Annotated in this window: 22 protein-coding genes; 7 read left to right on the forward strand and 15 right to left on the reverse strand. The window is 67.6% G+C overall.

All coding sequences use genetic code 11. The features are described from left to right. The 3 genes from AC5P1C_RS41780 to AC5P1C_RS41790 all read left to right on the forward strand — a co-directional run. A partial coding sequence (locus AC5P1C_RS41780) for a DUF6531 domain-containing protein (protein WP_493871237.1) occupies positions 1–3,748 on the forward strand: 3,748 nt, incomplete at its 5' end. A 10-nt stretch (positions 3,749–3,758) separates the two neighbouring features. Next, a complete protein-coding gene (locus AC5P1C_RS41785) occupies positions 3,759–4,301 on the forward strand; it encodes a barstar family protein (protein ID WP_493871238.1) in 543 nt (180 codons plus the stop codon). A 67-nt stretch (positions 4,302–4,368) separates the two neighbouring features. Continuing rightward, positions 4,369–4,743 carry a hypothetical protein gene (locus AC5P1C_RS41790; protein WP_493871239.1) on the forward strand — a complete coding sequence of 125 codons (375 nt, stop codon included), beginning with the start codon at positions 4,369–4,371 and terminating at the stop codon, positions 4,741–4,743. Positions 4,744–4,771: 28 nt separating this feature from the next. Here AC5P1C_RS41790 and AC5P1C_RS41795 read toward each other — a convergent pair whose 3' ends face one another. Together AC5P1C_RS41795 and AC5P1C_RS41800 are read right to left on the reverse strand one after the other, a co-directional pair. Continuing rightward, on the reverse strand, positions 4,772–4,981 hold the full coding sequence (locus AC5P1C_RS41795) for a DUF397 domain-containing protein (RefSeq protein WP_493871240.1): 210 nt from the start codon (positions 4,979–4,981) through the stop codon (positions 4,772–4,774). Then, a complete protein-coding gene (locus AC5P1C_RS41800; RefSeq protein WP_493871241.1) occupies positions 4,978–5,850 on the reverse strand; it encodes a helix-turn-helix domain-containing protein in 873 nt (290 codons plus the stop codon). The genes AC5P1C_RS41795 and AC5P1C_RS41800 overlap by 4 nt, the downstream gene beginning before the upstream one ends. Positions 5,851–6,006: 156 nt before the next feature. Here AC5P1C_RS41800 and AC5P1C_RS41805 point away from each other — a divergent pair, with 156 nt between their 5' ends. Continuing rightward, entirely contained in the window at positions 6,007–6,573 is a 567-nt protein-coding gene (locus AC5P1C_RS41805) for an ATP-binding protein (protein ID WP_493871242.1), read from the forward strand. Between the two features lie 136 nt (positions 6,574–6,709). Continuing rightward, a complete protein-coding gene (locus AC5P1C_RS41810) occupies positions 6,710–7,531 on the forward strand; it encodes a helix-turn-helix domain-containing protein (protein WP_493871243.1) in 822 nt (273 codons plus the stop codon). 147 nt (positions 7,532–7,678) lie between these two features. Here the strand turns inward: AC5P1C_RS41810 and AC5P1C_RS41815 are convergent, their stop codons facing one another. Then, the gene (locus tag AC5P1C_RS41815) at positions 7,679–8,734 is read right to left on the reverse strand and encodes a hypothetical protein (RefSeq protein ID WP_493871244.1); all 1,056 of its coding nucleotides are present in this window, start codon (positions 8,732–8,734) and stop codon (positions 7,679–7,681) included. Further along, on the reverse strand, positions 8,731–9,336 hold the full coding sequence (locus AC5P1C_RS41820; RefSeq protein ID WP_493871245.1) for a hypothetical protein: 606 nt from the start codon (positions 9,334–9,336) through the stop codon (positions 8,731–8,733). The genes AC5P1C_RS41815 and AC5P1C_RS41820 overlap by 4 nt, the downstream gene beginning before the upstream one ends. 320 nt (positions 9,337–9,656) lie before the next feature. Here AC5P1C_RS41820 and AC5P1C_RS41825 point away from each other — a divergent pair, with 320 nt between their 5' ends. Next, entirely contained in the window at positions 9,657–11,513 is a 1,857-nt protein-coding gene (locus AC5P1C_RS41825; protein ID WP_493871246.1) for a serine/threonine-protein kinase, read from the forward strand. A gap of 49 nt (positions 11,514–11,562) precedes the next feature. On the opposite strand, the gene AC5P1C_RS41830 is transcribed toward AC5P1C_RS41825, so the two are convergent. The 9 genes from AC5P1C_RS41830 to AC5P1C_RS41870 all read right to left on the reverse strand — a co-directional run bounded on the left by AC5P1C_RS41830 (position 11,563) and on the right by AC5P1C_RS41870 (position 18,283). Then, a complete protein-coding gene (locus tag AC5P1C_RS41830) occupies positions 11,563–12,027 on the reverse strand; it encodes a TadE/TadG family type IV pilus assembly protein (protein WP_493871247.1) in 465 nt (154 codons plus the stop codon). Then, entirely contained in the window at positions 12,024–12,467 is a 444-nt protein-coding gene (locus tag AC5P1C_RS41835) for a TadE/TadG family type IV pilus assembly protein (RefSeq protein WP_493871248.1), read from the reverse strand. The genes AC5P1C_RS41830 and AC5P1C_RS41835 overlap by 4 nt, the downstream gene beginning before the upstream one ends. After that, on the reverse strand, positions 12,467–12,850 hold the full coding sequence (locus AC5P1C_RS41840; protein WP_493871249.1) for a TadE family protein: 384 nt from the start codon (positions 12,848–12,850) through the stop codon (positions 12,467–12,469). The genes AC5P1C_RS41835 and AC5P1C_RS41840 overlap by 1 nt, the downstream gene beginning before the upstream one ends. Positions 12,851–12,953: 103 nt before the next feature. Beyond that, the gene (locus AC5P1C_RS41845) at positions 12,954–13,205 is read right to left on the reverse strand and encodes a hypothetical protein (RefSeq protein WP_493871250.1); all 252 of its coding nucleotides are present in this window, start codon (positions 13,203–13,205) and stop codon (positions 12,954–12,956) included. A 79-nt stretch (positions 13,206–13,284) separates the two neighbouring features. Continuing rightward, the gene (locus AC5P1C_RS41850; RefSeq protein ID WP_493871251.1) at positions 13,285–14,217 is read right to left on the reverse strand and encodes a type II secretion system F family protein; all 933 of its coding nucleotides are present in this window, start codon (positions 14,215–14,217) and stop codon (positions 13,285–13,287) included. After that, entirely contained in the window at positions 14,214–15,296 is a 1,083-nt protein-coding gene (locus AC5P1C_RS41855) for a type II secretion system F family protein (protein WP_493871252.1), read from the reverse strand. Before AC5P1C_RS41855 ends, AC5P1C_RS41850 begins: the two co-directional genes overlap by 4 nt. A 7-nt stretch (positions 15,297–15,303) precedes the next feature. Continuing rightward, positions 15,304–16,614, reverse strand: a complete 1,311-nt coding sequence (locus AC5P1C_RS41860; protein WP_493871253.1) for a TadA family conjugal transfer-associated ATPase — start codon at positions 16,612–16,614, stop codon at positions 15,304–15,306. Then, entirely contained in the window at positions 16,611–17,528 is a 918-nt protein-coding gene (locus AC5P1C_RS41865) for a hypothetical protein (protein WP_493871254.1), read from the reverse strand. Before AC5P1C_RS41865 ends, AC5P1C_RS41860 begins: the two co-directional genes overlap by 4 nt. A gap of 17 nt (positions 17,529–17,545) precedes the next feature. Further along, positions 17,546–18,283: an RcpC/CpaB family pilus assembly protein gene (locus tag AC5P1C_RS41870; RefSeq protein ID WP_493871255.1), complete on the reverse strand. Its 738-nt coding sequence runs from the start codon at positions 18,281–18,283 to the stop codon at positions 17,546–17,548. A 641-nt stretch (positions 18,284–18,924) separates the two neighbouring features. Between AC5P1C_RS41870 and AC5P1C_RS41875 the strand changes: the two genes are divergently transcribed. Beyond that, positions 18,925–19,728, forward strand: coding sequence for a S1 family peptidase (locus AC5P1C_RS41875; protein WP_493871256.1), 804 nt, complete (start codon positions 18,925–18,927; stop codon positions 19,726–19,728). Positions 19,729–20,189: 461 nt separating this feature from the next. Here the strand turns inward: AC5P1C_RS41875 and AC5P1C_RS41880 are convergent, their stop codons facing one another. Together AC5P1C_RS41880 and AC5P1C_RS41885 are read right to left on the reverse strand one after the other, a co-directional pair. After that, a complete protein-coding gene (locus AC5P1C_RS41880; protein ID WP_493871257.1) occupies positions 20,190–20,684 on the reverse strand; it encodes an immunity 26/phosphotriesterase HocA family protein in 495 nt (164 codons plus the stop codon). A 37-nt stretch (positions 20,685–20,721) separates the two neighbouring features. Continuing rightward, a complete protein-coding gene (locus AC5P1C_RS41885; RefSeq protein ID WP_493871258.1) occupies positions 20,722–24,330 on the reverse strand; it encodes a DUF6531 domain-containing protein in 3,609 nt (1,202 codons plus the stop codon). Positions 24,331–24,421: the final 91 nt, after the last annotated feature.

Below are 24,421 nucleotides of genomic sequence, written 5' to 3' on the forward strand. Positions count from 1 at the left end.
CGTCGTCCTGGCCGACACCCTCCATAAATACGCGAACGGGGAAGCAGGGCTACTGGACGTCGCCTTCGCCGCCCTGGACTGCATCCCCGGCATGAAGGGCCTGACCAGCCTCCGCGGCCTCGCCAAAGGTATGAAAGGCCTCAAGGGCGGCCTGAAGGGCCTCACATCAGCCCGTGGTGCCCTCACGAAGGGCGCGAAGGGCGCATACAACCGCGTCAAGAGCAAGATCAAGGGCTGCGGTGACCCGGTCGACGTGGCCACCGGGCAGATGTTCCTGGAGGAGACCGACGTCTCTCTGCCTGGCACACTACCGCTGGCCTTCACTCGCCGTGTCGCCTCCGGATACCGCTCCGGCGGCTGGTTCGGGCCGAGTTGGTCCTCCACTATCGACCAACGTCTGGAGCTCGACGAGGGCGGTGTCGTGTTCGTCACCGAGGACGGCATGCTCCTCGCCTATCCGCATCCCGAAGCGTCGGAAGCCCCCGTACTACCGGAGAAGGGTCCGCACTGGCCGCTGGAACGCCTGGAAGACAGCAGCTACCAGATCACCGACCCGGTGACCGGACAATGCCACCGCTTTGCCCCGCCTGTCGACGACGTGGCGCTGCTCACCCGGATATCGGACCGCAACCACAACACCATCGACATCGACCACGACGCCGAGGGTACTCCGCTGGCTATCCGCCACAGCGGCGGCTACCACCTCACCCTGACCGTTGAGGACGAAAGGGTCACCGCGCTCAGCATGAAGGGCGCGGAAGCGGGCGAGGACACCTCGAGCATCCTTATCAAGCGATACGACTACACCGACGGCAACCTCATTGCTGTCACCAACTCCTCAGGCCTGCCCATGAAGTTCACCTACGACGGGCAGCTGCGCATCACTGCCTGGGAGGACACCAACAACAGCTGCTACGACTACACCTACGACGATCACGATCGCTGCACCGCTCAGCAGGGCATGGCCGGACACATGTCCAACACCTTCACCTATGACCTCACCGACCCCGCCTGGCCTGGCTGCCGCATCACCGAGATCACCACCCCAGAAGGCGCCACCTCCCGTGTCGCTATCGACGACGACTGCCTGGTCGTCGCCGAGATCGACCCGCTCGGCGGCACTATCACGATGACCTACGACGCCCACCAGAGCCTCGCCATCAAGACGGACCAGCTCGGACACACCACGGCCTTCGCCAACAACGAGGCTGGGCAGCCGACCGAGGTGACCCGGCCCGACGGCACCGTCATTCGCATCTCCTACGACGAGCTGCACGTCCCCACGGCCATGGACCTGCCGGGCGGCGCCTCGTGGCGGTTCGCCAACGATGAGCGCGGGAACGTCACCGCCATCACCGATCCCCTCGGCGCGACCACGAACTTCACGCGCGGGGCGGACGGCAGCCTCACCGGCTCCCGGGACGCCGCCGACCGCACAACCGCCTACGCGAACAACGCCGCCGGTCTGCCGGTGGCCATCACCGACAGCCTCGGCGGCACCACGCACCTTGCGTACGACTCCTTTGGCCTGACCACTGCGGTGACGGACCCTCTCGGCCACCGCACCTGCCTGGAATGGACGATCGAGGGCCTGATCACCCGCCGCACAGAGCCGGACGGGTCGCACGCCACCTGGGAGTACGACGGCGAAGGCAATTGCCTCCGCCATCTCGACGCCGCCGGTCAGGCGACCACGTTCGAGTACACCCACTTCGACCGCCTCAGCGCACGCACCGGCCCCGGCGGCGAGCGCTTCACCTTCACACACGACGCCGGACTCCAGCTCACCCAGGTGACCAACCCTCAGGGGCTGACCTGGAACTACACCTACGACCCAGCGGGCCGGATCCTCTCCGAATCCGACTTCGACGGGCGTACCGCGCACTACGGCTACGACGCGGCCGGGCTTCTCGTCTCCCGGACCAACGCTCTCGGCCAACAGATCCGCTACAGGCGTGACGCGCTGGGGCAGACCACCGCCAAGGAAGCGGACGGCACGACCACCACCTACACGTACGCCGCGAACGGTTCACTGATCGGAGCCATCAGTCCGGACAGCAGCCTGCACGTGGAACTCGACGCGGTCGGCCGTCGCATCGCCGAGACCGTCGACGGCCTGACCATGCGTTTCGCCTACGATCCCGTCGGCAACCGCACCCTGCGCACCACCCCTTCGGGCTCCCGCAGCACCTGGGAGTACGACGCCGCGGGGCGCACATCCCGGCTGACCACGGCGGGCCACACCATCGACTTCACGCACGACGCCGCGGACCGCGAAGTTGCCCGCAACATCGACCGGACCCTCGCCCTCACTCGCGATTACGACAGCGTCGGCCGACTGGTGAGGCAGGAAAGCACGGTTCCCGGCAACCGCCGGGTCGGGGAACGCTCCTACGCCTACCGCCCGGACGGCTACCTCACTGATGTGAGGGATTCCCGCACAGGCAGTCGGCGCTTCGACCTCGATGCGCAGGGCCGCGTCACGGCGGTACACGCGGCGGGCTGGAGGGAGAGTTATGCCTATGACTCCGCGGGAAACCAGACCGAGGCGGCGTGGCCGGCACAGCATCCCGGCCACGAGGCAACCGGACCGCGCACGTACACGGGAACGCGTCTGACCCGGGCTGGCGGAGTCCACTACGAGCACGACGTCCAGGGGCGTATGGTCATGCGCCGCAAGTCCCGGCTCTCCCGCAAACCCGACGTCTGGCGTTACGAGTGGGACGCCGAGGACCGGCTAACGGCGGCCACCACACCGGACGGCAACCGTTGGCGCTACACCTACGACCCGCTGGGCCGACGGACCGGCAAGCTCCGCCTCGCCGTCGACGGGGAGACCGTCCTGGAGCGCACCGTCTTCACCTGGGACGGCAACACGCTCTGCGAACAGACCACGGAGCAGACCACGGTGTGGGACGCCGGGCAGGGCGGCGGGGAGGCCTCCGGGCAAGGCAACGAGGGCCTGCGCACCACGCTCACGTGGGACCACGACGAGCTCTCACCAGTGACCCAGGCCGAACGCATCTGGGCTGCCGACGCGCCCCAGGCGACCATCGACGAGCGCTTCTTCGCCATCGTCACCGACCTCGTCGGCACCCCGATCGAACTGCTTTCCCCAGACGGGGATGTCGCCTGGTACACCCGATCCACTCTCTGGGGAACCACGGTCTGGAACAGCGACGCGAGCGCGTACACCCCGCTGCGCTTCCCCGGCCAGTACCACGACCCGGAGACGGGCCTCCACTACAACCATCACCGTCATTACGACCCCGAGACGGCCCGCTACACCAGCCCCGACCCCCTCGGCCTGCTCCCCGCGCCGAACCCCGTCGCCTACGTCCACAACCCCCACACGTGGTCCGACCCGCTGGGGCTCGCGCCCCTATGTCACAAGCACGGCGGCGACACCGGCAGCCCCGACGGGCCCGGCCTCATGCCCGGCCCCGCGCCCCAGCGAGCCTCGGACATGTTGAACAAGGTCAACGGCAGGACCGACGGCATCGGAAAGGTCGACGGTTACCATGGAAACAAGAACTGGGGTAACAACAAAAGCCAACTGCCAGGGGGTAAGTACAAGGAGTGGGACGTGAACGCGAAGGTCGATCTCCCGCGCTGTAGGGCACCGGGCTGCGGAGACGAGATCAGAGGGACCGAGCGACTCCTGACCCCGAAGGACGGGCCCGGCCCTGCGTATTACACTCCGGACCACTACGGAACGTTCTACTATGTCGGCGAATTCACGGGATGATGCGGAAACAATGACTGGCTTCGATGTCACCGGGACCTCAGCCCCTTGGGTCATCTTCGTCCCCCGCGGGACGGTTGAAGTCCAACGACAACTGTCCGCCCTAGAGGCGAAAGGCGGTCATGTCTACCGTTTCTCGGCGTCAGACCTGATGACCGAGCAGGGCATCCACCGTGCATTCGCGGAGACTCTTCAGTTCCCCGGCTATTACGGCAGGAACTGGGACGCATTGGTGGACTGCCTGGACGATCTGTGCGGCGCGGTCACTAGTCGCGTCGGCATCGCGGGCATCATTCACGAGGCAGATCGTCTGCTCGAGACGGAACACTTCCCCCTTTTCGTTTCGGTCCTGTGCCAGGGAGCAGACCGGACAAATTCGGCGGTGGACCTCGACGGATTCTCCCTGGAGCGGCCTGCGGTCGCCGAGCATTTCATCTTCGAGTTCGACGCATTCGACCAGGAAAGAATCGCGCTCACAGTGCGGCAGCCCGATCTGGTCGTCACGACGGGGGAGGGGTTCGTGGCGGCCGAGCTTGATCCCGACGAGTGGCATTGACTCCGACAAACCTCACATGTCGCCCCGTCAACCATGGCCGGAACAGGGCGAGTTACCCGAGGGGGACATGACCATGGCCGGTAAGGGCAAGAGCGACCTCGCACTCCCGCTCAGTGACCTGGAGGACTACGGAGGCCGGCTGCGGTCCGTCAAGGACCGGATGAACCGCACGAAGAAGACCTTCGAGTCCTACAAGGACGACATCGGCGACGGCGGCGTGTACGACGCCCTGGAGGACTTCGAGTCCAACTGGGAGGACGGCCGCGAGGACATCACCCAGCAGCTGGACGCCCTGGCCGACATGTCCGACGCGGTCGTCCGCGAGTTCAAGAAGCTGGACGACAAGCTGGCGAAGGATGTCTCCGAGGGCGTGAAGGACAAGGGTGGCAAGGGCGAGAAGGGCGGCAAGGGGAAGGACGGCGGCGGCGACAAGGGCGACTAGCCGCCGGACGGCCGGCCGGGCTTCGTAGTCAGCTGCCGGATGCGTACGTGACGAAGGCGCCCCATACGGCAGGGGCGAAGGCCAGCTTGGGGCCCCGGGTGTACTTGGAGTCGCGGATGTGGATGGTGGCGGGGGTGTTGGCTACCTCGACGCAGTCGTCCGTTTCGCTGCTGCTGCTGTAGCTGCTCTTGAACCACTCCAGTCCGGAGGCGTCCCCGGCAGTAGCCCTGCGGATCATGTCTCTCCCAGCAGTTGTTCAATGAAGGCCAGTGACTCCCGCGGCGTGAGAGCCTGAGCCCGGATCATCCCATAGCGCAACTCAAGGATCCTGAGCTGCTTCGGGTCGGAGACAGGGTGGCCGCCGAACGCCCCGTCGGAGCGCCCGACTGCCGTGCCGTCATAGAACTTCAGCACTTCGATCAGCCCTCCCATTCCGGCATGGCCCGCGCAATCGAGCGGCATCACTTGAAGCGTGACGCTCCGAAACCGGGCTACTTCTGCCAGGCGTTCAAGTTGTCGCTGTAGCACCATCCTCCCTCCGATGGTGCGTCGCAGCGTCGCCTCTTCCTGGACGAAATTGAGAGCTGGCGCGGGTGACCGCTCGAAGATCGACTGCCTGCCCATCCGCGCGGCGACGCCGCGCTCCACTTCATCTTGCGAGAAGGCGGGTTGCCGCATCTCGAACAACGCCCGCATGTGCTCTTCCGTCTGCAGCAGCCCATGGATGTTGTGGTTGCTGTACAGGCCGATCTCGACTGCCTGCGCCTCCAGTTTCGCCAGATCCCTGGCCTTCTTCGGGTACCGAGCCTTCTCCATCTCCTTCTTCATCGCGGAGACAAGCCCACCCGCCCCAAGGACCTCATCCACCTTGTCCAGATACTCGGGCCGAGGAATCCGCGCCCCGCGCTCGATCTTCCGGATCAGGTCCTCCCCGTACCCGATGGCCTCACCGAACTCGGCCACGCGGAGGCCCGCCGCCTCGCGCCGCAGCTTGAGATGGTGACCGACCGCCTCGACCACCGCGCTGATCTCGTCCTCGGGGTCGACGTCCCAACCCGGGTCATCTGCCGCGTCGTTACGCCTCGCACCATCGCGTTCCACGTCCACCGCGCCACCTCCGACGTGCCGTCCAAACTCAACGCGCACTCGTACCCAGACGTCACCCGGGACAGCCAGGACAAGCCGGGACAAGCGCCGGACAAACGCGGTACGCACAGCCCGCACCGCTATTCACGGTACGCACGCACGGCCACGCTGAGTGACGTGAATCAAGAAACCATCCGGCTCGGGGCCGCGATCCCCGCACGCCAGTTCACGATCCTCCTGTCCGCCACGCGTAGAGGAGCCCGCCTGGCACGACTGCTGGCAGCCGAGCAACTCCGGTCGTGGGGACGGCCGTTCGAGTCGCCGGAGCACATCGTCGCGGAGCTGGCAAACAACGCCGCGCTGCACGGTCACGTACCCGGCAGGAGCTTCCGACTGTCCCTGACGCTCACCGAGACGAACACGCTCCGTATCGAGGTGACGGACGCGAGAGCGGATCACCGCCCACCGGAAGACCCTGAACTTGCCTTGTACGACGCGGAGTCGGGCCGAGGCTTGCTCCTGGTCGCAGCGCTGGCGGACCGATGGGGTACGGAGCTGGGCCCGCCCCCGTGCAAGACGGTCTGGGCGGAAATCGCCGTCTCCCACCCCACCACGCGACCGGATCGAGGCTTCCACGGCCCGGTGGACCAGCACCCGGCGGGGCGGGGCATCAAAGACGTAAGAAACGAGGGAAAGAACCCCTCCAACCCTCCCCAAACCCCACGCCATCACCCGCACGGGTGATCAACCCCAACTCAACTGGCGTTTCTGCCAGTTCACGGTGCAGGCTCAGCCTCGACAACCACAGACATGAGACGGCCCCCGCCGGGACTGGCATCCCGAGGCGAGGGCCTGACACCGAGGAAGAAGTACCTTCCCGATGACTAACCAGCAGCTTAACGCGCCCTCGTGCGCCCTGCCCTCTGTTCCCACCTCCGGCATCCGGCACGACAACCGTCGCCACCCGGAGCGCTTCACCGTGGTCGGCAACCACCTCACCCAGCACCGTGAGCTCTCCCTCACGGCGATCGGCCTGGCTGCCCACATCCAGTCGCTGCCCGCGGGCGCCAAGGTCACGATCAAGTGCCTGGCAGGCCGCTTCGCCGAAGGCGAGGTCCGCATCGCCGCGGCGCTGCGCGAACTGGAGACCCACGGTTACCTGGCCCGCACGCGGGAGCGTCTGCCGTCGGGCCAGGTGATCACGCGAACGGTGTCGTACAACAACCCTCCCGCGATAAGGGCCAAGGTCAGTTCACGACCTACGGCACCCACAGCGCACAGGATGCCGCCGCAACCGAGGCCGACCACCCCAGCCCTTCGTAACGAGACTCCCCCCGAAGCACACCGCCCCGCCACGGCTCTCCTCGCCGACCTGCGCCGCCACGACCCCCGCCTCCTGCTCGCCGAACGCGACGTACGCCGACTCGCCCCGGCAGCCGCCGCCTGGCTGGACCGAGGGATCACCCCGGAAGCGGTAAGCCGTACGCTCACAGCGGGCCTCCCCACCACCCCGATCCACCACCCGGCGGCCCTGCTGGCCCACCGCCTGACGGAGCTCCTCCCACCCCAACTCCCACCAGCCCAGCCGTCGCCCCGCCCGGACCCCCTCCAGAACTGCGACCACTGCGACCGCGCCTTCCGCGCCCCGGAGCCGGGCCACTGCCGCGAGTGCGCAGCGTCCCTCGCCACGGCTGCGGCGTAGAGGGCGTAGGCCATTCGACCGTGAGATCAACTCAGCTGGATCTGTTCAACAGCTGCAATCGAGTGGGCGAGTTCGTCGCCGTCGGTCTTGAGCTTGTCTGCCGTGAAGGGCTCCTGGACCTCGCCTGGGTCAGCTGTTTCAGGGGCTTCAGCGGTTCACGGACTGGATCTCCTGTACGGGAATCCGCTGCGTCGCCCCGAAGGAGCCGGACGGCAGCGTGCCGCCCTCGCCCGTGCTGCTGGACCAGCGGATCTTCCACGTGAGCGTGGCCCGCAGGGCGTACGCGTCGTCCGTGGCCGTGGAGCGCAAGTACGTCACCCCGCACGGCGGCACCTCATCGGCCTTGCCCCGCGCATACGGCTCCCCGATGCCGCCGCCCTCGCGGATCGCGCACCCTCCCGACGCGGGGAAGCGGGTCGCGTCAGGCGTGCCCGGGTCGATGCGCAACGACTCCGGCTCGGCTGTCGTCGTCGCCGAGAGGCCCGTGCCGGGCAGGCTCGCGGTGACGGTGATCTTCTTGAACCTGGCCTTGTCCAGCCAGACCCAGGTCGGCAGGTTCACCGTGGACCTGCCGCGCGGGGCCATCTTGATCTCGGTGCCGGGGACGGGGAGTTCGTCGTACGCGTACGCGGCGAGGGTCTCCGGAGAGGCGGCAAGGGGTTCTTCGGGGGTCTTGCCCTCGTCCACCCAGAAGGGCTGCCGGTCGCACGACGTCGCCTCGGGGTCACCCTCGCGGTTCGGGTTGACCACCGCCGCCCAGAACATTCCCTCGCCTTGCTTGGAGAGGTTGAAGTTCTTGTACGGGTGGCCGTCCTTGTAGCGGTGCTCCAGAGCGTCGCTGATGGCGTAGCCGATCCCGCCGACGAGCGGAGCGCTCGCCCCGAAGGTGCGCCATGCCTTGACGGTGCTCTGGATCTCCTTCGGAGAGAACGCGGGTTCGTACCAGCATGCTGGGGGCGTCCAGTCGACCCCCGTTGGGGACAGTGAGCCGGTGATGGAGACGTGGTCTGCGCCGGCACCGTGAACCGAGGTCTGCACACTGGTCTGCGCGGTGATGACGCGGCCGTTCGCTCCTCCTTTCGCCTCGCTGCCGACTCCTCCGTCGTTGCTTCGGTTGGCCCACGTCGGCGGTGCCGCCTGCAACGCCATCAGCAAGGTGGTGCCTACGGTCAACGCGAAGGCTGCGGTGCGGTGAACGCTCATGGGCGGCAGGCCTTGCTGCCTCGCTCCGAAACGCTCTTGGTGACCTGCCACACGCCCTTGGCGTTCTTCCTCAACCGGTCGTTGTAGAAGACGTACGAATCCTTCGTGACCGGGGTGACATTGACCTTCTTGGTCTTGAGGTCCTTGGTGTAGCCCTTGGACTCGTCCCCGCAGTAAGTGAGCCCAGCCGAACCGTCCTCGCTGAACGACACCTCGCGACCGACATAGCGCACCGTGCCCGTCACTGTGGTGCCCTCCTCGACGAAGCCGCCGATCCAGTCCACCGAGTCCAAGTAGGCCGAGCCCTTGCTGTAGAAGGCCACCGCCTTGGACCTCGGGTGCTGATCGCCGATCGCCGCGTCGATGGCGCGCAAGTACTCGGCGTTGTCACGCAACACCGCGTCAGTTCTCGCGTCGCCCGTCGACCGGGGACTGAAGACCAGCTTGTCGCCCTGCGGCAGCGACACCTTGGGGCGCACGATCCCGTCGTCCGCCGGGGACGTCTCGGGTGAGGCCTCCGCCCCCTCGCCCACACCGGCGATCTCATCAGTGACCTCGGGCTCCGCGCTTCCACCGCACCCAGCCACCAGTACCGCTGCCACTGCCACACCAACCAGCGGCGACATCACTCTCGTACGCATCCGGACCTACCTCCAGCAAAGGGGGACAGGCGGTAAAACCTGCCGCCCCCGCCGAAGGTCACCAGATGATCCACCACCCCCGGAGTGAAAGTCCGATGAGTCAGGTGACCCTCCGGGTGGACGCGGCGGATGAGGCAAGGAGCCCTGGACCTCCATGTCCCCTGGGCGCCTCCAGGGCCCCCTGGGCCTCCGGGGAGCCCGGCAGCCGCGAGCCGCACCGCACCCCAGCCCCACAACCCCCTTCCGTAGCATGGCCCCCAACGATTCGGGGAGGACCCACCATGGACGAGCTGGCGCCGGACGACGCCCGCGAGATAGCCGGATACCGTCTGCGCGCCCGCCTGGGCGAGGGCGGTATGGGCGTGGTCTATCTGTCGCACACCCGCGGCGGCCAGCCCGTGGCCCTGAAGGTCGTGCGGCGGGAGTACGCGCAGGACCCCGAGTTCCGGCAGCGCTTCGCGCAGGAAGTCACCGCCGCTCGGCGCGTGCAGGGGCCCTACACCGCGCCCGTACTGGACAGCTTCACCGAGGGGCCCGAGCCCTGGCTCGCCGTGAGTTACGTTCCCGGGCCTTCCCTCTCCTCCGCGGTGTACCAGCACGGAGTGCTGCCTGTACCGACCGTCCTGCAGCTCATGGCCGGCATCGCCGAAGCCCTGCAGAGCGTCCACGCCGCCGGTGTCATCCACCGCGACCTCAAGCCCTCCAACGTCCTCCTTGCCGCCGACGGCCCCCGGGTCATCGACTTCGGCATCGCCCGCGCCGCCGACACCACCGCGCTGACCGGCACGGACGTACGCCTCGGCACGCCCGCCTACATGGCGCCCGAACAGGCCATGGGCGGTGACGTCACCCCGGCCCTCGACGTCTTCGCGCTCGGTCTCGTCGCCTACTTCGCCGCGACCCGGCAGCATCCGTTCGGCGACGGCTCCTCGCACGCGCTGCTGTATCGCATCGTCTCCAATGAGCCCGATCTCTCCGCCTGCCCGGAGCAGTTGCGCCCCCTGATCGCTGCCTGCCTTGCCAAGCAGCCCGGCTCCCGGCCCACCCCTGCCCAGCTCGTCGAGGCGTGCGCCACGCTCGCGGGTACTTCTGGGCTCGCCCGCCAGGAGGGCTGGTGGCTACCGCCCGCCGTGGCGCAGCAGATCGCGCAGCAGGAACGGGAGCAGACGATGCTGCTGCGTGACTCCGGGGTTGCGGGGGCTCCGGGGGGAGCCGGAGCTGCGGGGGCTCCGGGAGCGGCGGGGCACGCTGTCGTGCCGCCGGTTCCGACCCAGCCCGCACACTCCCCCGGCTTCGCGTACGCCGCCGCCGTCCCTACCCAGCCCGCACACACCCCGGGCGCCGCCTTCGTCGCCGCCGCGCCGACCGCGCCCGCCTATGCGCCGCCCTCCGCCCCGACCACGGGCGGCAAGCGTCGCCGTACGCCGCTCATCGCCGCGCTTGCCGTTGTGGGGGTGCTCGCCGTGGGGGGTGGCTCCGTCGCCGCGTACCAGCTCTTGGGGGGCGAGGGGGGTACGGATGACAACTCGGCTGGTGGCCAGTCCAGTTCAGAGGTCGGTGGCAAACCTGGTGGCACCGGTGACGCGTCGGCGGAGGACAAGCCGGAGAAGGCGGCCGACGCTCCGAAGAACGAAGCGGGGTGGCAGGTCAGCGCCCAGAACAAGCCGCTGACCTTGCGGGCGCCCAAGTACGACCCCAACTCCGAAGACGTCGGCTACGACGCCAGTTGCCGGCCCTCTGACGTCACCGAGCTCAACATCAATGACCTGGAACTCCACCTCAATCAGAAGTTGGCGGCGACCTCCGGCCCTCGGATCACGTACGAGGACTGCGCGGACCCCCTCAGCAGCAACGGCATCCGCCTCGCCGACGAAAGCGGCGCGTTCAGCGTCACGACCGAGGAACGCCCCACCCCCAGCGCGTGCCGCGCCACCGCGCGCGAGGCCAACCTGCCCAACCCCATCCCGCTGAAGAAGATCCGGAACGACTCGCTCCTCAAGGTGCACACCGGCATCTGCGTCGAGTCCAGCGACGGACCCGTCACTCACCTGTGGATCACCAAGGTCAACAAGGAGCCGGAGAACGACAATCTCCGCTCCTACGTGGTGACAGCAACCCAGTGGAAACCCGAGGTGTAGACGGAGGCAGGGCGGAGGCAGGGCCGAGACGCGGACGGCCGTCCGACACTCAGCCGACCGCGTTCTCCGCGACCGCGCGCCCATGCACCGTCACGTCACCGCCGTAGAACATCCCGGTGAACACCGGGCTGTAGGTCATCTGAACCTCGACCTCGACCTGGTTCGCGTTCGCCGTCACGCAGTGCGTCGCCGCGACGTCCGCGCCGCGCATGCCCGCCGAGCGGGCGAACTGCTGTGCTCGCGCACCGCAGTTCTCGAAGTTGATGGGTGCGCCCTTGGCACCTTCGTAGATGCCCTCGGTGTCGAGGTCCTGCGCGGCGTAGCGCGCGGCCTGTTCCGCGATGTCGGCGGCCCTCTCCCGCTTGGAGATGGACAGGCCGCCGTCGATGACGAAGGCCGAGAGCGAGAGGAAGACGAGCGCGAAGATGATGACGGCGCCCGCGCCCGAGCCACGGTCGTCGAGGCGTTCGCGGCGGGCGTCGGCCCATGCACGTATACGAGGAGCGATACTCACGCCGACCTCCGGTAGGGGTCCAGCGAGGAGCTGAAGCTGGCCTTCAGCGTCGTCTCCATGTCGAGGCCGAGGATGCCCAAGCCCCTTACTTGACAGCTCACTTCGACCGTGAAGAACGTGCCGGATTCGAAGCCGTTGCTCGTTTGGGCAACGCCGATCGGCCCGACGCACATGCCTTCGAGATCGGCCTCTGCCGCCGCCCTCGCTTCGTTCATCGCCGTGCCCTGGTCCTTCTGGATCGAGCCGGCACGCGCGGCGTCACGTGCCGCGCCGTCAACGCCTCCCCGGGCGTCGACGAGCTGACCGAAGGCCACCAGAATCAGGATGAAGAGGATCATCACGGGGGCGAGGATGACCACCTCGATGGTCGAGAGGCCGCGGTCCGTCCTGAGGTCGAGCGCGCGGGGCCGACGAAGGGCACGTGCCCATGCGTTCCTCATCAGCCGCCCTCCCCCTCCTCCACGAACCGCTCCACCGGTCCGGACGACTGTGCGCGCACCGTCATGTCGAGGCCGGGAAAGACGGACGGCACCTTCGCGGTGATCTCCACGCCGACCGTGTTCGCCTTCGGCTCGACGGTCTTCACGTCCGGACTGAGCACCAGCTGAGGCCCCAGCTGCTGGATGTAGTCGCCGACCACGTCGCGTGCATCGCCCCGCCAGCCGCCCGGGTTCTCGTCGGCGGTCGCACGGGCCTTGCGCGCGCCCGCCTGGGCCGCGGCCTGGGCGACATGGTCCGCGAAGAAGTACAGCGCGAACTGCACCGTCGCGAAGATCATGAAGAAGAGGACCGGAGTCAGCAGCACGAACTCGATCGCAGTCATGCCGGATTCACCGCGGGTGGAGGCTGCCTCCACCCTGCGGCGCACCCATCGCTTCACGCGCCCTCGCACTCGTCCCCGCCTTCGCTCCCCGGTCAATGCCTGATCAGCAGGTGCCGTCAGCGTCCGCGCCCTCGATGCAGTCCTTGACGTCTTCCGCGCCGCCCTTCAGGGCACCGTTGATGACGGCGGCGACCACGCCGACGATCGCCACGACGACCGCCGAGATGATGACCCACTCGACCGCGGACGCACCGCGGTCGAGCTCGCCCGAGCGGGCACGCTGCACGCGGCCCTTCAGGAAGGTGACAAGGAAGTCCACAGCCGGGATGCCGGTGTTGAAGTTCCGTCCATTCATGGTGAGTTGTCCTCTCAGGAGTGGGGGGAGTTGTCGGGCCGCCCCCGTCGGCCGGCCCGTCCGTCGCCGTAAAAGTTCGCTAGACCTGGAACACACGCATCGCCGCCGGGAAGATGAGGAAGACCAGGAAGCCCGCGCAGAGAAGCAGCTGAGCGACGAGCATCGACTGCGACTTCTCGCCCGCGCTGCCTTCGATCTCGGCCATTTCGCGGTGGCGCATCGTCTCCGCACGGGAGGCGAGCGACTCGCGCACCTTGGCTCCGTCGTCGGCCACCAGGCCGAGAGAAGCCGACAGGTCCTTGAGCTCTTCGACACCCAGCTGCTCGCCGAGCGAGCCGAGAGCCTGCCACTGGCTGATGCCGGTGATACGCGCATCGGCCAGAGCACTTCGGATACGTTTCGTCGCCCATCCGTCGGAGATCTCCGCCGCCGCCATCAGTGCCTCGGGGAGGCCCCGGCCACCCGCCAGGCTCATCGACACCAGGTCCAGATAGGCGCCGATGACCCGGCGCAGGTCGCGCCGCTTGTTGGCGGCGTCCCTGCGCACTTCGAGGTCGGGAAGGAAGAAGAAGAGAACGCCGAACATCAACGCGAGCCACACGGGGATGATCGGACTGCGGCCGACCCCCAGGGTCCAGATGATGGCGAACATGAACGGCCCGAAGAAGACCCCCGTGGCCGCCAGCAGCGTCTTCGTCGCCAGGAACTTCTCCCAGCTCCGGTCGAGCACCGCCAAGTCGGCCCGCAGTGAGCGCTGTTCCCAGCCCTGCTCGAGGTAGAACTCGGCGACCCGCTCGCCCACCCGGGCGCGCGTCGAATCCAGTCGGCCGGCCTTCTGGCCGTCACCGGCCGGCGAACGGTGCGACTCGTACGCCGCCCCCCGAGCCCGCATCGCATCGATCCGCGCCACGGTGGCGACCGCACTCCGCTTGGAGGGCATCAGCGCACGTACGAGGGCATAGATGCCCAGGCCCATGATGGCGCCGATCACTATCGGCATCGTCAGGCTCATCGGCGTACCCCCTCCGGATTCGAGTAGCCGGACTGACCGGGCTGGCCGGGCTGACCAGGCTGGCCGTACGGACCCGCCGGCCCCGTCAACGGCGCCTGCTGCTCACCGGCACCAGGCCCGGCTCCAGGCCCCGCCCCCGGCCCCCGAGGCCGCACGAACTGCACCCCAGGCTCATCCCGGACCAGGAAGCGGTCCGGCGTCTCCACCGTCGAAAGCTTCCGCAGCCACCAGAAGCCGAGTGCGAACAGGCCGCAGACACAGGCCAGTACGAGCTGGCCGACCGGCGTGCCGTACGGCGCGACGAAGTCGCGGTTGAAGATGGAGAGGCCGAGGACGAACGCGATCGACACCGCGACCACGATCTGCACCGACCGCCGCGTCGACGCCCGCTGCGCCATCACGCGCTGACGCATGTCGACCTCTTCGCGGGCCGACTTGGCCAACGCACCCAACACCTGGCGCAGGCCAGGGCCCCGCAGCTTCGCGTTCAGGATCAGTGCCGCCACGATGATGTCCGCCGACGCGTCGTCGATCTCGTCGGCGAGGACCTGAAGGGCCTCGGGAAGAGGGGTACGAGCCCTCAACCGGTCCACCAGCGCGTCCAGATGCGGACGCAGCACCGGAGCCGCCGCCCGCGCCGAAGCGGGGATCGCCTGCTCCAGGCCTACCGCGCCCGCGATGGTGTCGCGCAGCGACTCCGTCCAGGCGGCGAGGGCCTCGACGCGCTTCATCTGCGCGCGCTCCTCAGCGGCTCCGCCGAAGAGCTTGTCCCAGAAGAAGACGAGGATGCCGGACGCGATGCCCGCCACCGCCCAGCGGGTCAGGAGGAGCACCACCAGGCCTACGCCGATCGCGAGCGAGCCGCGGCGGCCCGCGAACCGGATGAGTTCGCTCATCCGCTCGCTTGCCTTCTGCTTCTCGTGGTCCGGCTTCACCGGCAGACCGCGCAGCGCGATCGCGAGGACCGCGAGGCCACCGCCGACCGCGAGGCCGCAGCCCAGCGCGTACAGGACGGGCAGCGAGAAAAGGCCGCCCATCGAGCCGAGTTCGCCCAGAGCAGCAAGCTCCAGTGAGTTCATGTCGTGCTCACCCCCATTGCCCGGCGGGGCGGTAGCCGAACGCGGCCAGGTCGTCCATGCAAGCTATCGGCGCGTGCGCGAGGACCTGCCCGTTGGCGGCCTCCGCGAAGACCTCACTGGACAGGACGCGGCCGTCGACGCCGTTGACCTCGCGGACCGAGGTCACCATGCGCTGGAGCTTGCCGCCGGTCTGGTAGTTGTTGCGCCGCTGGATGAAGACGACGAAGTTGACCGCTCCGGCCACCAGCATCTGGCTCGCCTCGATGGGCAGCCGTTCGGTGGCCTGGAGTGCGTACGTCGAGATGCGGTTGAAGACCTCACTCGAACTGTTGGCGTGGATCGTGGAGAGCGAGCCGTCGTTGCCCTGCGACATCGCGTTCAGCATCGTCACGATCTCGTCGCCGAGGACCTCACCGACGATGACCCTGGAGGGGTTCATACGGAGTGAACGGCGCACGAGCTCCGCCATCGAAATCTGGCCCTGGCCCTCGGAGTTGGGCAGGCGCTCCTCGAAGGCGACGACGTTCGGGTGCAGGTCGGCGTACTGGTCGAGGCCGAGTTCCAGGGCTCGCTCGACGGTCACCAGACGCTCGTGCGGCGGGATCTCGTTCGCGAGCGCCCGAAGGAGCGTGGTCTTTCCGGCGTTCGTCGCGCCCGCGATCATGATGTTCTTGCGGGCCCGCACCGCGCACGCCATGAAGTGCGCGATCTCGGGGGTCACCGTGCCGTTGCCCACCAGGTCCGACATGAAGACCTTGCCCATGCGGGCACGTCGGATGGAGAGCGCGGGGCGCCGCGTGACGTCCATGACGGCCGACAGACGCGAGCCGTCGGGCAGCCGGAGGTCGAGCTGCGGGTTCGCGGAGTCGAAGGGGCGGGACGAGAGTCCCGAGTAGGCGCCGAGGATCTGGATGAGCTCGATGAGCTCCTCGTCGGTCTCGGCGACCGGGTCGGCCTTGGCCTCGCGCCCGTCGGCGTATCCGACGAAGACCTGGTCGTACCCGTTGATGTCGATGTTCTCGACCTCGGGGTCGTCGAGCAGCGGCTGAAGCCGTCCGACGCCGAAGAGCGCGGCGTGCACGGCGGCCGCGTACTTCTCCTCGGTCTCGGCGTCCAGCGGGGTGCGCCCGGCGTTGATCTCTATCCGGGCGTACTCCTCCAGGATCTGGGCGATGACGGCGCGGGCGTACTGCCGCTCGTCCTCGCCCGACATGGGGGTGACGCCGGAGACCTGGTCGAGGCGGCGCTGCTCGGCGATGCGGTCACCGGCGTCCTGCCGGAACCGCTTCACCAGCTGGTGATCGACGGGCACGGTCATCGGCCGGCCCCGTGCGTGCCTTGCATGCCCTGCGTTCCCTGCGTGCCTTGCATGCCCTGCGCGCCGTGCATGCCCTGCGAGCCATGCATGCGCTGCGTGCCCGCGGCCGGGTTGGCCCAGGCGGCGCCGTACTGCTGGTACAGGTCGACGGCCACCTTGCGGGCCGAGCGGATCAGCATCGACTTGTCGAGCCTGCCGCGCTTGCGGCCTGCCAGCTGCTCGGCGCCCGCCGGGTCGTCGGCGAGCGTGCCGACGACGCGGGCGCCGGTCTGCGCGGCCACCAGCATGTCGTTGACCTGGTGGACGAGCTTGGCGGAGGTCGAGGGGTCGGCGATCAGGAGTACGCCGATGAGCGGGGTCGCCAGCGAGGCGGCCCCACGCGATCCGCCGTGCAGCTTGGCGGCGAGTGCGGAGGCACGGTCGCGTACGCGCGCGATGGCCTCGGGCTCGGTCCGCGAGACGAGCAGCACGAGGGCCGCCTGCGGGAAGAGCTCGACGGCAGGGGTGTCCCCACTGATGCGACCACAATCAGCAATCACATCGGCGGGCGCATGCGGGGAGTCGGCGAGCTGGGAGAAGGCGCGGCCGAGAGTCGGCCAGAGGCCCGCGAGCCCGGCGGCCTGCTCGGCCACGCCAAGACCCACGAGGACTTCGAGCCCGCCCGACAACGGCTGCGTGTGGTCCCAGAGTTGATCGGGCACGAGGCCGCGGCGCGCGGTGGCCGCGATGCTGAGCATCCCGGTGTTGGGGTTGAGCGGTCCGCCGTGCGCGGCGGCACTGCGGTAGATCAGGTCGCCGCCCGCGGGGTCGGTCTCCGCGACCAGGACGCGCCGCGGCCAGACGGCTGCGAGCGCGACGGCTGCGGTGGTGACGCCGGGAGACCCCTTGTCGGCGGCGAGAGCAATGAGCGCCATGTCTCTTCTACTCGCCTCTAGTTGCCGTTGGGAGACACTTGGACGAGAGAGACGGCGCCCGCGGACGCGGCCCTGGTGACGGCGGCGGCGTCGGCGGTGTCCACCTGGAGCGTGACGCCGAGGGCGCCGGTGCTCACGGTGGCGTCGCTCTTGTCCGCGACGGAGCTGACGCGGGCGGCGGAGACGATGGGCGAGTCACTCGCGCCCGTCCCGGCGGAGCCGCCGGTCTCCTTGTCGTCACTGGACCCGGAGGAAGCGGAGTCGCCGACCTGGTAGACGTCCACGGTGTCACCGGTCTTCAGGCCCTGCGCCGGGTACTGCCCTTCCTTGAGGGAGACGCCGACGGCGGACTTGCCCGCGGGCAGGCCGCTCTTGCTGGAGAACATCTCACCGACGGCCACGGCACCCTTGGGGATGGTGTTGGTGGCCTTCAGCTTCTTCAGCCCGTCGACCTGCGACCACTTGACGTAGTTGATGCTCGCGTCGTCGGCGACCATGACGGAGGTGACGTTGCTGTCGCTCACGGACTCCCCCGCGGGGATGTCCGCCGTGACCTTCACGACCTCCACTCGCTCGCCCGCGCGGAGCACGAGGACGGTGGCACCGAGGGCGCCGACGAGGATGAGCAGAACGGCCAGGGCGGCGAGGGCCGGTTTGCGCTCGCGAGGCGGCGCGGGAAGGCGCTCACCGACCGCTGGCTGAACCGGCGCGGCGGAACGGTTGCTGCCCGCCCCCGTACGCTCTTGGATCTTCACGCAACTGCTCCCCGCACGCCCAAGAAGTTTCGGTCATTTTCAGACACTCGCGACTCTCTTCGCCCGCCTCGGGCGGGCTATTCAGCCCCAGGCACAGTGTCAAGTCATCGCACCGTATCAGCAGCACATAAGCCCCTCAAGGCGCGCTGAGACTGCCACGGCCCGCACCCCTCATCGTTATCCACGCGCAATCCGTGCTCCATGGTTCCCACGCATTCCGGGATCCGGGGAGGCGAGTAGAAATGTGCATACGCGAATACCCGCCCTTTGTGCAACGGGCGTTCGCAGGGCGCGGTGATGCGGAACACCTACGGTGCGGTGGCCGATGAACATCTGATCCGTCAGCCGGACGGATGACGCCGGGAGGGATGGCGGTGGTTCCCGGGTGAACCCGCTGAACCCTCACCCCTCCTCCCCCGTCTCACACTCCGGTACGTCAAGGCCGCAGCAATGGTGGGTCAGTCGACGTACCGCGACAGATGTTCCTGCTGTGCTCGACACGGAAGAGAAATTCAACCCCCATGAGACTTTCCTTTCCCGCGCCCTCGCATCCCGCGCATCCCTCGCACGTACGCCGTACCTCACGTAGGGCGTCACGCAAGACCATGGCGGCAGCCGGCGTAGCGACGGCGGCACTTGCCATGCTGGCCACCAGCACGACCACCGCGCACGCGATCATCGGAGGCACCGAAGTCTCCAACGACGCCTACCCGTTCATGGCCGCAGTCATGGACAAGGGATCAGGCAGCGCACTGGACCGTCAGTTCTGCGGCGGCAGCCTGGTCACGGCGGACACGGTCATGACGGCGGCGCACTGCCTGGTGAACGACGCGGGCAAGCCACTGAGCCCGAAGAAGCTCCAGGTGGCGGTGGGCCGCACGGTCCTCTCTGCCTCGGGCCAGGGCCAAGTACGGAATGTGGCCAAGGGCGGCGTGGTGGTGCACCCGCGCTACCTCAAGGGCCAAGAGGCGTATGACGTGGCATTCATCCAACTCAGCAAGCCGGTGAAGGGCATCTCGCCGATAGCCCTCCCCACGCAGGGCACGGACGCCCTGATCCGTCCGGGCCAGAAGGCCACGGTCACGGGTTGGGGAAACACGGACACGGAGCTCCCCAACACCCCGGACCGCCTGCGCCAGGTAAAGGTCCCGATTCTCTCCCACGCGGAATGCGGGACGAGTTACGGGGAGTACGACTCAAAGGTCAACTTCTGCGCGGGAGTCGAGACGAAGGACTCCTGCCAGGGCGACAGCGGCGGCCCCATCTTCCGCGACGTACCCGGCCGCAGGGCCCCGATCCAGATCGGCGTCGTGTCATACGGCGATGGGTGCGGGGCGCAGGGGGCTCCGGGTGTGTACGCGTCGACGAGCTCGTCGAAGCTGTGGAAGACGCTGGATGAGTCGGCGGCGGGGAAGAAGGTGAAGCGGGGGTTGAACCGGCGCTGAGCCTGAGCTGAGCTCAGCTGACGCACTGGTCAGGCGGGCGGAGGGGGGAAGGTTGCCCGCCCCCCCGCCCGTTGACTGCCGACGATGGGACGACCGGCGAGCGACTCCTCGACTTGATGCTGGAGCCCAAGCGGCACTCGGCGGGGGCTGTGCTCCCCGTCGCAGATTCAGCTTCGCTCATCGACGTGTACGTCCAGGCCTGGGCACCCCCCCATGGGGTGCCCCTCCAACAAGCGCTGGGCCAGGCAGAAGCCGCCAGCTCCGGCCAGCAAAGGCCGGGGCCGATGCGGTCCTCATCGTCGGAGGCGAGGACGAGGGCACGGGAGTCCGTCAGTCCGGACACGGTGAACATGGGCCATGCCGACCTGTCGTGCAACCGCTCCAGGGCGGCGCCGGCGGCTCCATGGAGCGGCGGCGGTGTGAGCGTCGGATCGCCGCCCCGCATCATCGTGATACGTGGCCTACTTCTCTGCCCGCTGAGGGCCCACCACCGGGTTGCCGGCAAGTGCCGATTCGACTTCGTGTTGAAAGAACTCGAAGTTGGAAAGGGCGAAAACGCCGCAGGGTTCAGCCCGTTCAGGGATACGACGGTCGTTCTCGTCGACGTAGTCCTTGTAGTACGCGTCATAGAAGCAGTGCTGCTCCAACAGGTCGTCCGGAGTCAGTTCCGCATGTGTCACCGTACGGAAATACCCCTTGTGCCAGACCCAACCCAAAGTGAAGAACGGTGGCATGAGCAGCCGGTCAGGCGTGAGCTGCGTCAGATCAGGTGTCTGGTCGGCCGACGGAATGTCGTAGAGGTACGCGAGGATGCCGCCAGGGAAACGCGCCTCCCTGGTCGTCTCCCCCACCTTGACGATGCGGCCGAAACGATAGCTCTCGTCCTCCAGTTGAAGCACGAACACGTCACCAGGCGCATGCTGCCTGCGTTGGCCCTTCATCTTCTTCAATTCCATTACCAGCATCCCTTTCACTGACCAGACACCAATGACGTCAGGCCATGAATATTCGTCCCCACCTCAGAGCCGCATCGAAGTGCGACCTCTTCGGGGATATGGAGTTGATCTGACCGATGGGTACACCGTTCTTACTCCTACTCAGTCCCGATGCACGGACATCGTGAATGAGGCCCTGCTCGATCGCCCTTGCCTGCCACTTCTTGAGACCGACGGCCCCGGGCACCGGAACTAGCTGCGCGATCCCATAGTTCTTGGCTACGTGCTGAGCCTCTCGACGGGCCAGATTGTTGGTGATGCCCGCATAGATGATGTTTTGGTTGGCATCGAGGCCATGGTAGACGAGGTACCCGCCCTGGTTGTTCCGCATCTGCCAGGCCTTGCGCGCCAGAGTCTTCAGACAGGGCGCGAGACCAAGGGCGTCGATCCATGCCAGCGGGTTGAGTACAAACCCGTGGTTGTTGTCCTGGGGTGTCAACCCCAGGGGGTCAGGGGACGTGTACTGGACTGATTCAGGGTCGTAATAGCGAGCGAAATTGTAATGCCATTGGGTTTCCGCGTCGAAATACTGGCCCGGGAAACGCAGGGGGCATGACGCCTCTGCGGGTTTCGTCCCCGTTCCCGCAGGCTCTCCCCACAAGGACGTGCTGTTGCGCCAGCGGATTTCACCATTCGCCGATACCAGTTCCGTCGGCGTCCCTACCGAATTGGCAACGATCGCATAGAACTCCTCGTCGAACGCGTCCTGCGAGGGATTCTGATCAAGCTGGAATAGAGCGGTATGCGTTTCCGGCTCGTAGTCCCAGGTCCGGGTCGCCCCGCTGTTGACGCAAGACTCCTCGGCCAAGTACTCGCCGTCCCAGACGAAGATGACATGGTCTTCTGGCCCTTCACCGCCGGAGACCTTCCGCTTGGCTATACGGCGACCGAGGGCGTCGTAGTCGTAGGTCCAGGTGCCGCCATCCGGTGCTTCGACGGCGACCAGTCGGTTCTCGGCATTCCACCGGTACGTCCAGATCTTCCGCAGCCCCGAAAGCGTGCGGCGGATCCGCCTGACGACCCGCCCCTCGGCGTCGTGTTCGTAGGTCGAGCGGCCCGTTCGCTTGACCAGGGTTCCCCGCGTCTCACGCACGTCCGCGTTCACAGCCGGGGACGTTCCCGTACCCGCGGACGAGATGTTGCCCATGGCGTCATAGCCGTACCGCTCGTGCCAGGCGGGGCCATCCACGGCCGTCACACGGCCCGACCTGTCGAGCGTGTAGTCCCGCGTACCGGTGCGAAGTTCGTCGACGGCGGAGAGCAGGCCACCGGGTGCATAGGCATAGCGGCGGCGCTCCAACACGTCAGGGTTGCCGTGACCATCAGCATCCGCCGGACGTGCCTGACCGGTGGTCCGGAGCACGCTCTGCTCCCTCAGGTTGTGGTCCGGCTGCCACCGCTGAGCGAGGAGGGCCCCGGCTCCAAGACTGCGTGCCACCTCGCGGCCCGCACCGTCGTAACGGAACAGCAGCGCATGGGGGCCGACGACCAGACTGGTCGGCCGACTCTCCGTGTCGTACGCCCATCGGGAAACCGCACCTGATGGGGTGCCACGCGCAGTGCGGCGCCCGAGCGCGTCGTACTGGGAGACAACGGCCCGCCCGTTGACGGTCTCCCTGGTGATTCTGCCGAGCGGATCACGCTCCAGGGTCACTTCAGCGGTCGCGTTCCGGGCCCAGGTGACCTGGCCGGCCGCGTTGTAGCGGTATGTGGACACCTCACCGTCGGGTGTCCGACGCTCAATGATGTTCCCGACGGCGTCGAGGGTGAAGTCGACGGCCTCCCCTGCCCCGTTCTCCCTCCCGACGATCCGGTCCGCTTCGTCGTAGCTGTACGTCCGGGTGACATCATCGAAGTCCGATTCGGCGACCAGGCGGCCCGCGGCGTCGAAGTCGTACGTCCAGCTACGTCCCTCGGGGTTGGTCACGGCGATCAAGCGCTGCTCAGTGTCATAGACGTACCGGTGCACTGAGCCGTCCGGGTTCCGGCGTGACGCAGGCAGGTCGAAAGCACCGATCTCGTGCTGTGTCGTGCCCCGGAACGGATCGTGGTGCGCGAGTTCGTTGCCCTCCGCGTCCCACTCCCACGTCTCACGGCTGCCGTCCGTGTGCTCGTGGAAGGTAGGCCATCCCTCAATGGTGAAGCCCATTCGCGTACGTCGCCCGGACGGGTCCACCAACTCCGAGACCCGTCCGAAAGCGTCACGCACGCAAGCCGTGGTGGCTCCCTGCGAGTCGGTCAACGACAGCGGCAGGCCGACGGGGTCGCAGGTCAGCGTGCGGACGTGCCCGTCGGCGTCGGTGTGCGAGGCGAGGCCTCCGTACTCGGTGTACGTGAAGCGGGTCACCGAACCCGCCGGGTCGACGGCCTCGATGAGGTTGCCGCCGCCGTCGTACCGCTGGAGCCAGACCGCGCCGTCGTCCTCCACCATGCGCTCGGGTAGCCCGAGGGCTCCGTACTCGGTCGTGGTGAGCGAACCGTCCGGGAGACGTAGTGACGTGGCCCGGCCGAAATCGTCGTACGCGAACTCGGTGACCTGACCCAGCGGATCGGTCTGGGACAGAAGGGCGTCGTATCGGTCCCAAGTCCTGGCCGTCAGATGGCCGAAGGGGTCCGTCTCCTCGATCAGTTGGAAAGCATCATTGAACTGGTACCGAGTGTTGTGGCCAAGGGAGTTCGTGGCGACAGTGGTGTGGTTCACGTCGTCGTAGGCGTATGTGTAGTCGAGAATTCCCTCGATTCCCCGCGAGGCCACACATCGTCCGGCGTCGTCGTACGTGTAGCGGTACCAGCTGCCGATGCGGTCGTCCCAGCCGGTGATGCGATGGTGGGCGTCGTAGGTGAACCGAAGCGGCAGGCCGGAGGAGTTGTAGATCTCCGCGAGGTTGCCCTGCTCGTCGTACGCGTAGCGCACGAGCGTCGGTCGGTCGGCGGCGCTGTTCAGTGTCAGCGCTGTGATGCGTCCGGCTTCCGTCGCCACACCGACCCGGTACCCACCGTGATGCGAGACCTCGACGGGCAGCCCGTCCCGGCCGTACGTGACCGTGACGGTGTTGCCGCGACGATCCTTGATCTCGGCGAGCGGAAGTTCCCCCGGCGGCCCGCCGGTCAACGGCCGGAAGCGGAGGGTGAGCCCGTCGTCAGGACGCCGCACCGTGATCCAGCCGTCCTGAGAGCCATCCCATTCGAGGGGCCAGCGTGGGCCTTCCACGGGCAGAACGGGCAGGCCGGCTTCAGGGACGGGATAGTGCAACACCATTCCGTCGTCGACCACGAACCGGACGCCGGTCGCATCCAGCAGCAAGCGTTGATCGAGCGTGGAGGACCAACTCGGACCGAAGAAGCGGCCGGAGCGAAGGCTGCTTCGATGGTTCCTCTCAAGAACAAGAGGCAAGACACCGGGCAGAGAAACATCGGTGGCAGACATGACCATCTCGCCGGTGGACACGTCAACCGGGTCACCACAAGTGAAGAGCTTCTTCATGCTCCGGGCACCGTGACGTGCGCCCTTCCCCAGCCCCTTGGCGCCGAGGGCCAGTCCTTTGAGCCCGGTCTTGAGGCCCTTCATGCCTTTGGCGAGGCCGCGGAGACTGGTGAGGCCCTTCATGCCGGGGATGCAATCGAGGGCGGCGAAGGCGACGTCCAGTAGCCCTGCTTCCCCGTTCGCGTATTTATGGAGGGTGTCGGCCAGGACGACC

Source organism: Streptomyces sp. A18 (genome assembly GCF_059026065.1).

Coding starts and splice junctions, on each gene's coding strand:
- AC5P1C_RS41785 (WP_493871238.1), top strand. CDS start 3,759: ATGACTGGCTTCGATGTCACCGGGACCTCAGCCCCTTGGGTCATCTTC.
- AC5P1C_RS41790 (WP_493871239.1), top strand. CDS start 4,369: ATGACCATGGCCGGTAAGGGCAAGAGCGACCTCGCACTCCCGCTCAGT.
- AC5P1C_RS41795 (WP_493871240.1), bottom strand. CDS start 4,981: ATGATCCGCAGGGCTACTGCCGGGGACGCCTCCGGACTGGAGTGGTTC.
- AC5P1C_RS41810 (WP_493871243.1), top strand. CDS start 6,710: ATGACTAACCAGCAGCTTAACGCGCCCTCGTGCGCCCTGCCCTCTGTT.
- AC5P1C_RS41815 (WP_493871244.1), bottom strand. CDS start 8,734: ATGAGCGTTCACCGCACCGCAGCCTTCGCGTTGACCGTAGGCACCACC.
- AC5P1C_RS41825 (WP_493871246.1), top strand. CDS start 9,657: ATGGACGAGCTGGCGCCGGACGACGCCCGCGAGATAGCCGGATACCGT.
- AC5P1C_RS41835 (WP_493871248.1), bottom strand. CDS start 12,467: ATGAGGAACGCATGGGCACGTGCCCTTCGTCGGCCCCGCGCGCTCGAC.
- AC5P1C_RS41840 (WP_493871249.1), bottom strand. CDS start 12,850: ATGACTGCGATCGAGTTCGTGCTGCTGACTCCGGTCCTCTTCTTCATG.
- AC5P1C_RS41845 (WP_493871250.1), bottom strand. CDS start 13,205: ATGAATGGACGGAACTTCAACACCGGCATCCCGGCTGTGGACTTCCTT.
- AC5P1C_RS41850 (WP_493871251.1), bottom strand. CDS start 14,217: ATGAGCCTGACGATGCCGATAGTGATCGGCGCCATCATGGGCCTGGGC.
- AC5P1C_RS41855 (WP_493871252.1), bottom strand. CDS start 15,296: ATGAACTCACTGGAGCTTGCTGCTCTGGGCGAACTCGGCTCGATGGGC.
- AC5P1C_RS41860 (WP_493871253.1), bottom strand. CDS start 16,614: ATGACCGTGCCCGTCGATCACCAGCTGGTGAAGCGGTTCCGGCAGGAC.
- AC5P1C_RS41865 (WP_493871254.1), bottom strand. CDS start 17,528: ATGGCGCTCATTGCTCTCGCCGCCGACAAGGGGTCTCCCGGCGTCACC.
- AC5P1C_RS41875 (WP_493871256.1), top strand. CDS start 18,925: ATGCTGGCCACCAGCACGACCACCGCGCACGCGATCATCGGAGGCACC.
- AC5P1C_RS41880 (WP_493871257.1), bottom strand. CDS start 20,684: ATGGAATTGAAGAAGATGAAGGGCCAACGCAGGCAGCATGCGCCTGGT.
- AC5P1C_RS41885 (WP_493871258.1), bottom strand. CDS start 24,330: ATGAAGGGCCTCACCAGTCTCCGCGGCCTCGCCAAAGGCATGAAGGGC.